A 10,191-nucleotide genomic window follows, 5' to 3' on the forward strand; every position below is an offset into this window, starting at 1 on the left:
TGCGTTGGTCATGTGACCATCCCGCCTCGCCTGCTTGATCAGGCTTTCTGGATCGCCTCGAAGATGTCGGCGTCGGTCTCTTGCTGCCAGGTCGGGAGATCGGGCCAGTCAGCGACGTAACCCGGCTTGGGGTCCTCAAAGTGCTTGAACATCTGCGCTGTCCAGCACGTCGCCACGAACCGGCTCTTCTGCTCACGGGACAGCCGCGACGCGTGCCCGTCGCTGACCTCGATGAACTGGCGCACCTGGTCGAAGACGGACCCGGCGGCCTCGCGCTCCCACTGCGGCGTGTCCTCCCACGGGGTCACATAGCCCGGCCTGGGCTCCCCCGGGAAGTGCTGTCGCACCCCGGAGACCCACGCTTCCCTGAACAGTCGTGCACCTTCGACCTGCGGCATGGCAACCCCTCTCGTCATGACGTGCCCAGTGCGGCGATCTCCGCCCCGAGGTCCGCTACCCGCTGGTCCCGACGCAGGGGGCCGACCTCGCCGCACAGGGCTTGGAGTCTACGGGCGACGTAACCGGAGGAGGAGGCGCGGGCCAGCCGCAAGGCTTCCTGGCCGTACTCGATGACCTGCTCGGCGTCCCGGCGCTTGGCACCGATGACGGCCAGGTCCGCCAACGCCGTGCCCCTACGCCGGAAGGACTGGCCAGAGGAAAGGGCCCCTTGCGCGAGAGCTGCCTCCAACGCTTCCTCCGCCAGGTCGAGACGGCCAAGCTGGACGTAGCGGGCTCCCTTCTCCTCGGCGAGCCTGGACCCCTCGAACCGTAGCCAGCCTCCGTTGACGCTTCCGACGGGTAGAGCGGTGACTTCCTCGGCCCGGTCCATGGCCCTTTCGCAGGAGACCAGGTCACCGAGTCCGGCGTATGCCTCGGCCTGTACGGAGGCGACCCAGTAGCGGGTGGACAACGCGCTGTCGCCCCGCTCGGCCAAGGTGTGCGCGGCGTCGAGGATCTGTGCTGCCTGGCGGTAGCGGCGCTCCGACATGTCCACGTAGGCGTGACGCACCAGAGCGCACGCCCACAGGTCGTGGGCCCCGGCATCCTTGCTGACCGAGGCGGCAAGGACGTACGAGGCTGCCGCGCCGGAGTACCTGTTGGCGTCGAAGGCCACCTCTCCGGCGAGTTGGAAGAGATCGGCTGCGGCGTTCAACAGTGGGCGGGAGTTGCCCCGGGTGTCACCGGCAAGGGCGTCGTTGAGGGTGGTGAGCTGGTCCCGGACCAGGGGGTAGACAGCTCCCTTGGAGCGGGCCAGTTGGTAGACCTGCCATAGGTGGGTGTTCATCCGGGCGAAGTCCTCGGGTGCGCCCCGGCGCACGCCGTCTTTGAGGGCTTCCGCGTCATCGATCGGCAGGGCGGTCAGCGCCCCGCTGACGGTGAGGATGCGGAGGAATTCGCGGCGGATCATCTCGTCAGGTTCTCCCGCGTTCGGGTCTTTACCGGGTGCTCGACTCGCGTCTTCCGGGCTGGATCTCTGCGCCTCCGCCAGAAGGGCATCCAGTTCATCCCGGCCGAGTTCGAGAGCATTGGCCAAGCCCGGTCGTTGGGTCGGCTGAGGGGCGCTTTTTCCGCTCTCCCAGCGCCCGATGGTCGTGCGGTCCACCCCGAGTAACCCAGCCAGTTGTTCCTGACTGTAGCCCAGGGATCTGCGCCGTTCCGCCATGCCCATGGCTGCCCCCCTTCCTGTCCCGCGCGGCCCTGGGATGAACGGCTCTCCGGCGCTTTTCTTGGAGCTGTCGCAGAGCAGCACAGGAGCGGACGGAGAGAGGCCGCACACATGGCAGCGAAGGGCCACACGGACAACGCACGTCACGAGGCAGGGGCGGCCGGCGGTCGCTATCGCCGGGAACGGCACGACCCGTCGGGAGCCGTGCTGGCCGGAACCTGGGCGCTGGGCAACCTCCTGACCTTGTTCCTGCTTGGCGCCCTTGCCAGCCAGCACGTGGGGCCGGAGGTCCACCCGCCGCACCTGGCCGACTGGTCCGCGCCGGACCAGGAAGTGACCGACTGACGCACTGCGCACGGATCACCTGACGATCCGAACCAAGCCCCTCCCGTGGCCACGTCGCTTCCGGGAGGTAGCACCACCGTGGTGGGGAAGCCACCCCGCCACGCTCGGCAGGTAACGAACGGAGATGAGAACCATGGAGGACCGTTCCCAGCTCGAACCCGAGCCCACGGAGGAGGTCGTGTCCTTGGAGGACGCGGCGCTTCTGACGAAGGGTGGCAGTAGCTCCAGCGTCGAGAACAAGCGCTCGCCCTACGGGGCGTGACGCCCGGCGGCGGCATCCCTGCCCGGGGTGCCGCCGCACCTTCTTCCACTTCCGAGAGGAGGTGACGGCATGCGTTGGTTCGGCGGGGCGATCGCCTCCCACGCACCGGCCCCGAGACCGGCGACCGCTGATTTCCTGTGGCACGGGCCGGAAGCCTGGACCGTAGGCACTCCGGTGCGCCAGGCGAGGGGCGGAGACGGCCGACGACTGGCCGTGTTCGGACCGTGTGGAGCGACAGACGCGCAGCTCGTGAGGCTGGTGCGCTCATCGGACTTGCGAGAGTTCGACGCGGCGGCCTCGGCGTGGTCCGGCTCGTACGCCCTGCTTCTCGACGACGGGGCCGGATCGATCAGCCTGTGGGCCGACCCGGCAGGGTCCTGCCCGCTGTACGTGGCAGAGGTCGACGGCGCGCTGGTCTGGGCGTCCAGTTCCTTGGCGCTGGCCTCCCTGCTGGGGAGTCGGCCGGACACGGTTTGGCTTGCGGCCCACCTGGCACACCCCACAGCTTGGGCGGCAGGGCGCTCGGCCTGGACAGGGGTGAAGCAGGTACCTCCCGGGCACCGCTGGACGGCCCCACGCGATGGGTCGTCTTTCTCTGTCCCGTACTGGCAGCCGGTTCCCTCTACCTGGCCGGAGGCCGTGGACAGGTTGCGACTCGACCTGTCGGACGGCGTGCTGATCCGGGTCACCGGGCGCGCCGCGTCCTCCGACTTGTCCGGCGGCCTGGACTCCAGCGCCCTCGCGGCATACGCGGCACAGTGCGGGCCCGTCCTGGGCGTGACTTTCCACCCCAAGGGCCGGGAGTCCGGCGGGGACGTGAACCACGCGCGCAACGTGGCCAATGCGTTCTCCTCCATCCGGCACCGGTTCATGGCGCTGGGGCGTGAACACCTGCCGTTCACCGACCTGGAAGCCCTGCCCCTCACCGACGAACCGGCACCGTCCGCCGTGACCATCGCACAACTCTGCCACCAGTTCGCCCTACTGGCGGAGGAGGGCGTCTCCGTGCATCTGACCGGGGACGGCGGCGACACCTTGTTCATGCCGCCCCCCGTCCACCTGGCCGACCTCGCCCGATCGGGCCGTCTTCTCCGCCTGGCGCGTGACGCCCAGGCATGGGGACGCCTCTACCGTTCAAGCCCCTGGCCTGTCGTGGCTGCCGCCTGGAAGGCGCCCAGTCGGCTGGCAGGCGAGGCGCTGCCGAAGTCCTGGCTCACCCACCAGGCGACCGTCGTGGCCGAGTCCGTCATCTCGCCCGAGACGGACGTTGACAGCCTCAGCTATACCGACCGCCACCTACTCAGGGAAGCGCGCTACGTCGGCCGTACAGCCGCGTCGGAGAACCAGCTTGCCGCCACGTACGGCATCGAGATGCACAACCCGTACACGGATGCCCGTGTCCTAGAAGCCGTGTTGTCGGTGCCCGCCTCGGAGCGCTGGTCGGCCCGTCGATACAAGCCGCTGCTCACCGATGCGGTCACCGGCCTGCTTCCGGACAGGGTCGTTCGGCGTGGCTCCAAGGGGCTGTTCGCGGTGGACCACCACCACGGACTACGGGCCAACCAGGCGGCCGTCCTGGAACTGGCGGACGGGCACCTGGCGGACCTCTGCCTGGTGCGCCCGGCGGTCCTGCGTTCGCTTCTCCGGCGTGCCGTCCTCGGGGTGGAGATCCCCTGGGGGCTCCTCGAACCGCTCTTCGGCGCCGAGCTGTGGCTACGGGCCCACGAGACCACGACCGAACGAGTCCGCTGGGAGCGCAAGCCGTGAACATCCCCGTCGCCAGCCGCCACACCCGTACAGCGTTGACCGGCCCGGTGGGCGTGGTCGTCAACTACCGCACCGGATCGACTGTAGTCCTTACCGGCGAACCCCTGTCACACTGGCTCGACTCCTTGAAGGACGGCGACGCACCGCCTCCCGTCACGGTCCGTCCCTCCGAGTCCTCATGGGGCACCAGTGAGGCGTCCGCCCACCTGGACGCTGTGGACCTGGCACCGTGGTCGTGGCGCATGGCGGCAACCGTTGCCCTCGCGTTCACCCTCACGACGCGCCACCTGGGACGCAGGCGTACCCGCTTCGGTCGCCTGGTCCGCCTGGCGGAGATGGGCCGTACCCTGCCACCCCCGAGCCGCGCGCATGCGAGCCTGGCGGTCCGTTCAGTCCGCTGGGCGGCCCGCTTCTTTCCCGCCCGCGTCGCGTGCCTAGAGGAGTCTGCGACCGCTGCACTCCTGCTCGCGGCAGGCGGACGGGGCGGAGCCTGGCGGCACGGCATGGCCACCGATCCGATCCGGATGCATGCCTGGATCTGCGACGTTCACGGTCAGCCCGTCGAGGAACCGGACCAGACTGGGGACTACTCGCCCATCAACGGGCCGGAGCCAACGTCGAAGGGGTGCCCATGACCGAGCCTCACATCCTGATCCCGGGCAAGCGCGTCAGCCTGGCCATGCCGGACCGTGACCACCTGCCCGACTACCACCGGTGGGAGAACGACCCCGGCACCATCCTGGGCTTCGGCACTCAGGTCCCGCAGTCCTGGGAGGTCCGTGCCGGCGGCTGGGAGGCGACCGGGCGCAACCGCGACTTCCCTCAGTTCGAGGTCATCACGACCGACGACCGGACCCCGGTCGGCCTCACGTCTCTCCAGATCGACCCGGCGGTACGGACCGCCGAGTACGTCATCCTGCTCGCGCCCGAAGCACGGGGGAAGGGACTGGCCATGGAGGCCACGGCCCTGACACTGCGGTGGGCGTTCGAGTACGCCGCACTGCGGATGGTCTGGCTCAAGGTACTGGAGCCCAACGCGACCGGGATCACGGCGTACGAGAAGGCCGGGTTCAAACCGGCTGGCCGCCTACGTCAGTCGGGTTACTGGCGTGGCCGTCCCTGTGACGAACTCCTGATGGACGCCCTTGCCGAAGAGGCTCCTCCTGCCCCGGCGTCGGGGAGCTGAGAAGCTTCGCGGCCCTACACCCCCCGGGCAGAGGAGGGCTCGGAAGCACTCCTCAACGCCCTGTGCGCCTATCTCAGGCGCTCTCACCGAAATGCCGGTAGAGGGTGGCTCGGGAGATCCCCAGCGCCTTGGCGATGGCGGTGACGCTCTCTCCCTTGGCGTGCCGGGCACGGGCCACGGCTAGCTTGTCGTCGTCCACGACGGTGGGGCGTCCCCCGTGGTTGCCCTTGCGGGCCGCAGCGTCCAAGCCTTCCAAGGTCTTCTCCCGGATGCCCTCCCGCTCGACCTCTGCACTGACGGCGAGAACGGCGAAGACGATGGCTCCCGCCCCGTTCGGGTCGTACACCCCCGTGAGGGGACCGGAGAGGAGTTCAAGTTGGATGCCGTCCGCCTGGAGGGTGGCGGACAGGGACATCAACTCCGCCGCGTTGCGGGCAAGCCGCTTCATCTCGACCACGGTCAGGATGACGGCTTGCCCGGGGGCGGCCTGCCTGATCTCCCGCGCCAGAGTGAGGGCCTTCTCCAGCTCCGGCCGCTCCTTCACACGGGTACTGATCTTCTCGGAGAACACGCGGGTGTACTGCGCCCCGGCAAGGGCGTCCAACTGGGACTGAAGTTCCTGCCCGACCGTGGAGCACCGGGCGTAGCCGAGCCGGATCGCTGCGCCCGGCTTCCCTTCGGGTGCTTGTGCCACGGGTGCGCCCTGTGCCCATGCCTTGCCGGGGTTGCGGTCGGCCGGGGTCTTCACGGTGAGTTCCGCCTTCAAGGCGGGCACGAGGGCGAAGCGCCCCGTGTGGTAGTTGGCTGCGACCTTGCCCGCGCCGGTACGGCAGGGGCTTCCTGCCTGGTTTTCCTGATGTCGGCCTCTGCGGGGCCGCACTGTCGAAGTGGCTTCGCTCTGTGGCGGCGGAGCCGCCCCCTCCCTGGTGACTCTTCCGCCGCTGCGACTTACGCAGGCGGGGCGCTGCCGCGCCCCGGTTTGCCCTTGTATCGCCCCATCGGATTCGCTGCTGGAGGGCCACAGGAGATCCGCATCGAACCGGCCGGCGATGCCGACCCTCAGGAGATCGCTCGCGGGATCTCCTCCACCGTCCTGCGCCAGATCGTCACGGCAACCCCCGGAGAGTTGGCGCGACAGGCGAGCGAAGAACCCGCGCCGGATGACCTGTCCGCCACCCTGCGCCAGATGCCAAAGGGACTCTCGGACGAGTACCTGGCGTTCCTCTCCGCCGTCTACGTCCGCGTGGTGGAGGTCGGGCAACGTGCCCCGATCCAGGACCTTGAACAAGTCACCGGAACCAAACAGGCCACCCTCAAAGGCCATCTCCGAGCCGCACGCCAGCGCGGGTTTCGGACCAAGGTCGAGGGCAAGGCCGGGGGCCAGATCACGGACAAGGCTCACGACGTTCTCAAGAGGATTCAGCCCGGCGGCGTGACCGCCGAGGACGCCCGATAGCAACCGCGATCCATAGCGGGGAAGTAGCCGAGTGGCCAAGCGCGGCAACGGGCCCGGCGAGACTCCGGTGGAGATCCCGCGTACAGGCAGAGCGAACACCTGGGGTGTACGTACGCCCCTGCACTTCAACAAGGCGACAGGGAAGCAGGAGCGCTACTGGATAGGCCGGGAGTACAAGAACAAGACGGCGGCGGAGAGGGCACTCCGGGTCTGGATCACCGACTACGAGGCGGGCAAGGTCGCCGCCCGCTCGGACATGAAACTCGGTGACTGGCTGGACAAGTGGCTGAGCAACCACAGGAAGGAGGGAACGACCACGGCCGGTTACGAGACGAAAGTCCGTCTGCACATCAAGCCGCACATCGGCGGCGTGAAGCTGTGCGAGGTCACCGACGACACCCTTGACGACCTGTACCGGCTGCTGGAAACGAGCCCGTGCCCGACCAACAAGGGCAAGCCGCTCGGGGCCAAGTCGGTGCGCCACGTGCACAACATCTTGTCCGGCGCGTTGGGGGCGGCGGTGCCCAAGCTGATACCCGTCAACCCCGCCGCGACCGCGCACCCTCCCACCGCCCGGCAGATCCGGGCGCAGGAGTCGAGGTATCCGACCCTGGACGACGGTCAGACGACCCGGTTCCTGGGGACGGTGTGGGAGCCGTGTGGCAACCGGGCCTGCGACGGGGGCCTGACCCACCACTGTCTGCGGGACGCCCCGCTGTGGACCGTGTACGCCGCTACCGGTGTGCGCCGCAGTGAGGCGCTCGGCATGAAGTGGTCCCTCATCAACTGGGATGCGGGGTCCATCGAACTCGGTTGGGTCGTGGTCGAGGAAGGCAACACCTACCGGCTGCGCAAGCTCACCAAGGACGGCGACGACAACGCCGTCATCTACGTGGACCAGTCCGTGATGAACGTCCTGAAGTGGCGAAGGGAACGCCAGAACGCGGAGCGGGCTCGGCTCGGCTCCGCGTGGGTGGACAGTGACCTCGTCTTCGCCCGCGACGGCTTCAAGCTGTACCGGGGGTGAGGCGGGCGGACCCCAGGACCCCGAGAAGGTGTCGGCACCCTGCGCACCCGGCTCCACCTGCCCGAGGACTTCCGCATCCACGACTGGCGGCACAGCAAGGTCACGAACGACCTGGAGGCCAGGGAGAACCCCGAAGAGGTCTCCGCCAACGTCGGGCACCACTTGCCGGGCTACACGATGCCCCCACTACGGGCACTCACGTAAGAACGGAGCACGGGAAGCTAGCCGCTTCCGGAGCGGACAGGCTCGGCCTGTCATCCCTGGTCTGACCAGGAGATTCGCTCGGCTGTTGGTCACGTGGTTGGTCACGCCACAGCCCAGTAACGCAGAAAACCCCACGCGAAGTGGGGTCTCAGCTGGTGTCCGAGGGGGGACTTGAACCCCCACGCCCGATAAAGGGCACTAGCACCTCAAGCTAGCGCGTCTGCCATTCCGCCACCCGGACAAGGTGTCTGTCTCGCGGCCCTGGGCCGTTCCGACGTGGAAAACCATAGCAAACATCGGGGAGTGCTCGATCACGCGCCGGGGTCTGTGAACCGTGTATGACGACCGGTCCCCGCGCTTGGGTCCCGGGGGTGGCGGGGGCGAGTATGGGACAGGGGACCACCAGCAGCGACAGCGGGAGGAACAGCGTGAGCGAGTCCAGCAGGACAGGCACGGAACGGGCCGTCTCGGGCGAGGACGAGGTCGTGGACCTCTGTCGTGACCTGATCCGGATCGACACCAGCAACTACGGCGACCACTCGGGTCCCGGCGAGCGGGCCGCCGCGGAGTACGTGGCCGAGAAGCTCGCCGAGGTCGGTCTCGAACCGCAGATCTTCGAGTCCCACCCGGGGCGCGCGTCCACGGTGGCCCGGATCGAGGGTGAGGACCGGTCGAGGCCCGCGCTCCTCATCCACGGCCACACCGACGTCGTCCCGGCGAACGCCGACGACTGGACGCACCACCCCTTCGCCGGGGAGATCGTGGACGACTGCGTGTGGGGCCGCGGCGCGGTCGACATGAAGGACATGGACGCGATGACCCTCGCGGTCGTACGGGACCGGCTGCGCAGCGGCCGCAAGCCCCCGCGGGACATCGTGCTCGCCTTCCTCGCGGACGAGGAGGCGGGCGGCACCTACGGTGCGCGCCACCTCGTGGACAACCACCCGGACCTCTTCGAGGGCGTCACGGAGGCGATCGGCGAGGTCGGCGGCTTCTCGTTCACCGTCAACGAGAACCTGCGGCTGTATCTCGTGGAGACCGCGCAGAAGGGCATGCACTGGATGCGCCTCACGGTGGACGGCACCGCAGGCCACGGCTCCATGACCAACACCGACAACGCCATCACCGAGCTCTGCGAGGCGGTGGGACGCCTCGGGCGGCACCAGTGGCCGGTGCGGGTCACCAAGACCGTGCGCTCGTTCCTGGACGAGCTGTCCGACGCGCTGGGCACCCCGCTGGACCCCGAGGACATGGAGGCGACCCTCGCCAAGCTCGGCGGCATCGCGAAGATGGTGGGCGCGACGCTGCGCAACTCGGCCGCGCCCACCATGCTCGGCGCCGGCTACAAGGTGAACGTCATCCCGGGACAGGCGACGGCCCATGTCGACGGCCGCTTCCTGCCGGGCTACGAGGAGGAGTTCCTGACCGACCTCGACAAGCTCCTCGGCCCCCGGGTCAGGCGCGAGGACGTGCACGGCGACAAGGCGCTGGAGACCGGTTTCGACGGCGATCTGGTCGACGCCATGCAGGTGGCGCTGAAGGCCGAGGACCCCATCGCGCGGGCCGTGCCGTACATGCTCTCGGGCGGTACGGACGCCAAGTCCTTCGACGACCTCGGGATCCGCTGCTTCGGATTCGCCCCGCTGAAGCTCCCGCCCGAGCTCGACTTCGCCGGGATGTTCCACGGGGTGGACGAGCGGGTGCCGGTCGACGGTCTGAAGTTCGGAGTACGGGTGCTCGACCGCTTCCTGGACAAGTGCTGACCGGAGAAGTGCCAGGCATGTGCCAGCAGCCAAGTGCCAGCTGCCATGTGCCGACCGGATACGTACTGAAACGACATTCCAACTAATCGGCTGTACGTGCGTATGCGACCGGAAAGAGTGAATGGGGCGATGGGTTCGTAGCTCTGCCGGGTTCTCCTCGTTACAGGTGGTGCGGTCCGCGGTCTGGACCGTATTTGCCGACTAGGAGGAACTAATGATCAAGAAGGTCGTCGCCGCTGCGGCAGTCACCGGTGGTCTCGTGCTCGCGGGTGCGGGCATGGCCGTCGCCGACTCGGGTGCGCAGGGTGCCGCTGTGCACTCTCCCGGTGTGATCTCGGGCAACGTTGTGCAGGTGCCCGTTCACGTCCCCGTGAACGTGTGCGGCAACACGGTCTCCGTGATCGGGCTGCTCAACCCCGCCTTCGGCAACACCTGCGCCAACGTCTGACGTTGTGCCTCCGACCCGCGAGGGTCGGAGCCCCGCCGGGCCCCGCGCGCGCCCCCGACCCGACCGG

Annotated in this window: 12 protein-coding genes and 1 tRNA gene; 9 read left to right on the plus strand and 4 right to left on the minus strand. The window is 68.7% G+C overall.

From position 1 onward, the window contains the following. Positions 1–38: 38 nt before the first annotated feature. Positions 39–398 (minus strand): hypothetical protein, encoded by a 360-nt coding sequence (locus ACFXBC_RS14855; RefSeq protein WP_385023486.1) that lies wholly within the window; start codon positions 396–398, stop codon positions 39–41. Positions 399–412: 14 nt separating this feature from the next. Beyond that, positions 413–1,669: a helix-turn-helix domain-containing protein gene (locus ACFXBC_RS14860; RefSeq protein ID WP_385023488.1), complete on the minus strand. Its 1,257-nt coding sequence runs from the start codon at positions 1,667–1,669 to the stop codon at positions 413–415. A 108-nt stretch (positions 1,670–1,777) separates the two neighbouring features. On the opposite strand from ACFXBC_RS14860, the gene ACFXBC_RS14865 reads away from it, so the two are divergent. The 5 genes from ACFXBC_RS14865 (at position 1,778) to ACFXBC_RS14885 (ending at position 5,226) form a co-directional block, all read left to right on the plus strand. Next, a complete protein-coding gene (locus ACFXBC_RS14865) occupies positions 1,778–2,011 on the plus strand; it encodes a hypothetical protein (RefSeq protein ID WP_385023490.1) in 234 nt (77 codons plus the stop codon). Positions 2,012–2,144: 133 nt separating this feature from the next. Continuing rightward, on the plus strand, positions 2,145–2,273 hold the full coding sequence (locus ACFXBC_RS14870) for an albusnodin family lasso peptide (protein WP_385023492.1): 129 nt from the start codon (positions 2,145–2,147) through the stop codon (positions 2,271–2,273). Positions 2,274–2,342: 69 nt separating this feature from the next. Next, complete coding sequence (locus tag ACFXBC_RS14875; RefSeq protein ID WP_385023494.1) at positions 2,343–4,040, plus strand: albusnodin/ikarugamycin family macrolactam cyclase; 1,698 nt, start codon at positions 2,343–2,345, stop codon at positions 4,038–4,040. After that, complete coding sequence (locus ACFXBC_RS14880) at positions 4,037–4,675, plus strand: lasso peptide biosynthesis B2 protein (RefSeq protein ID WP_385023496.1); 639 nt, start codon at positions 4,037–4,039, stop codon at positions 4,673–4,675. The genes ACFXBC_RS14875 and ACFXBC_RS14880 overlap by 4 nt, the downstream gene beginning before the upstream one ends. Then, on the plus strand, positions 4,672–5,226 hold the full coding sequence (locus ACFXBC_RS14885) for a GNAT family N-acetyltransferase (RefSeq protein WP_385023498.1): 555 nt from the start codon (positions 4,672–4,674) through the stop codon (positions 5,224–5,226). Before ACFXBC_RS14880 ends, ACFXBC_RS14885 begins: the two co-directional genes overlap by 4 nt. A 73-nt stretch (positions 5,227–5,299) precedes the next feature. On the opposite strand, the gene ACFXBC_RS14890 is transcribed toward ACFXBC_RS14885, so the two are convergent. Beyond that, a complete protein-coding gene (locus ACFXBC_RS14890; protein ID WP_385023500.1) occupies positions 5,300–6,001 on the minus strand; it encodes a recombinase family protein in 702 nt (233 codons plus the stop codon). 210 nt (positions 6,002–6,211) lie between these two features. Between ACFXBC_RS14890 and ACFXBC_RS14895 the strand changes: the two genes are divergently transcribed. Together ACFXBC_RS14895 and ACFXBC_RS14900 are read left to right on the plus strand one after the other, a co-directional pair. After that, positions 6,212–6,682, plus strand: coding sequence for a hypothetical protein (locus ACFXBC_RS14895; RefSeq protein WP_385023502.1), 471 nt, complete (start codon positions 6,212–6,214; stop codon positions 6,680–6,682). A 31-nt stretch (positions 6,683–6,713) separates the two neighbouring features. Further along, the gene (locus tag ACFXBC_RS14900; protein WP_385023504.1) at positions 6,714–7,709 is read left to right on the plus strand and encodes a tyrosine-type recombinase/integrase; all 996 of its coding nucleotides are present in this window, start codon (positions 6,714–6,716) and stop codon (positions 7,707–7,709) included. 357 nt (positions 7,710–8,066) lie between these two features. Here the strand turns inward: ACFXBC_RS14900 and ACFXBC_RS14905 are convergent. Continuing rightward, a tRNA-Leu gene (locus tag ACFXBC_RS14905) sits at positions 8,067–8,154 on the minus strand. Between the two features lie 145 nt (positions 8,155–8,299). On the opposite strand from ACFXBC_RS14905, the gene ACFXBC_RS14910 reads away from it, so the two are divergent. Together ACFXBC_RS14910 and chpH are read left to right on the plus strand one after the other, a co-directional pair. Further along, the gene (locus ACFXBC_RS14910; protein ID WP_385023506.1) at positions 8,300–9,676 is read left to right on the plus strand and encodes a M20/M25/M40 family metallo-hydrolase; all 1,377 of its coding nucleotides are present in this window, start codon (positions 8,300–8,302) and stop codon (positions 9,674–9,676) included. Positions 9,677–9,890: 214 nt separating this feature from the next. Beyond that, positions 9,891–10,124, plus strand: a complete 234-nt coding sequence (chpH, locus tag ACFXBC_RS14915; protein ID WP_385023508.1) for a chaplin ChpH — start codon at positions 9,891–9,893, stop codon at positions 10,122–10,124. The last annotated feature ends 67 nt before the right edge of the window (positions 10,125–10,191 follow it).

Origin of the sequence: Streptomyces sp. NPDC059398 (assembly GCF_042751845.1) — a bacterium.
In the GTDB taxonomy this organism is placed as follows: domain Bacteria; phylum Actinomycetota; class Actinomycetes; order Streptomycetales; family Streptomycetaceae; genus Streptomyces.

Coding starts and splice junctions, on each gene's coding strand:
- ACFXBC_RS14855 (WP_385023486.1), bottom strand. CDS start 398: ATGCCGCAGGTCGAAGGTGCACGACTGTTCAGGGAAGCGTGGGTCTCC.
- ACFXBC_RS14860 (WP_385023488.1), bottom strand. CDS start 1,669: ATGGGCATGGCGGAACGGCGCAGATCCCTGGGCTACAGTCAGGAACAA.
- ACFXBC_RS14865 (WP_385023490.1), top strand. CDS start 1,778: ATGGCAGCGAAGGGCCACACGGACAACGCACGTCACGAGGCAGGGGCG.
- ACFXBC_RS14870 (WP_385023492.1), top strand. CDS start 2,145: ATGGAGGACCGTTCCCAGCTCGAACCCGAGCCCACGGAGGAGGTCGTG.
- ACFXBC_RS14875 (WP_385023494.1), top strand. CDS start 2,343: ATGCGTTGGTTCGGCGGGGCGATCGCCTCCCACGCACCGGCCCCGAGA.
- ACFXBC_RS14885 (WP_385023498.1), top strand. CDS start 4,672: ATGACCGAGCCTCACATCCTGATCCCGGGCAAGCGCGTCAGCCTGGCC.
- ACFXBC_RS14910 (WP_385023506.1), top strand. CDS start 8,300: ATGGGACAGGGGACCACCAGCAGCGACAGCGGGAGGAACAGCGTGAGC.
- chpH (WP_385023508.1), top strand. CDS start 9,891: ATGATCAAGAAGGTCGTCGCCGCTGCGGCAGTCACCGGTGGTCTCGTG.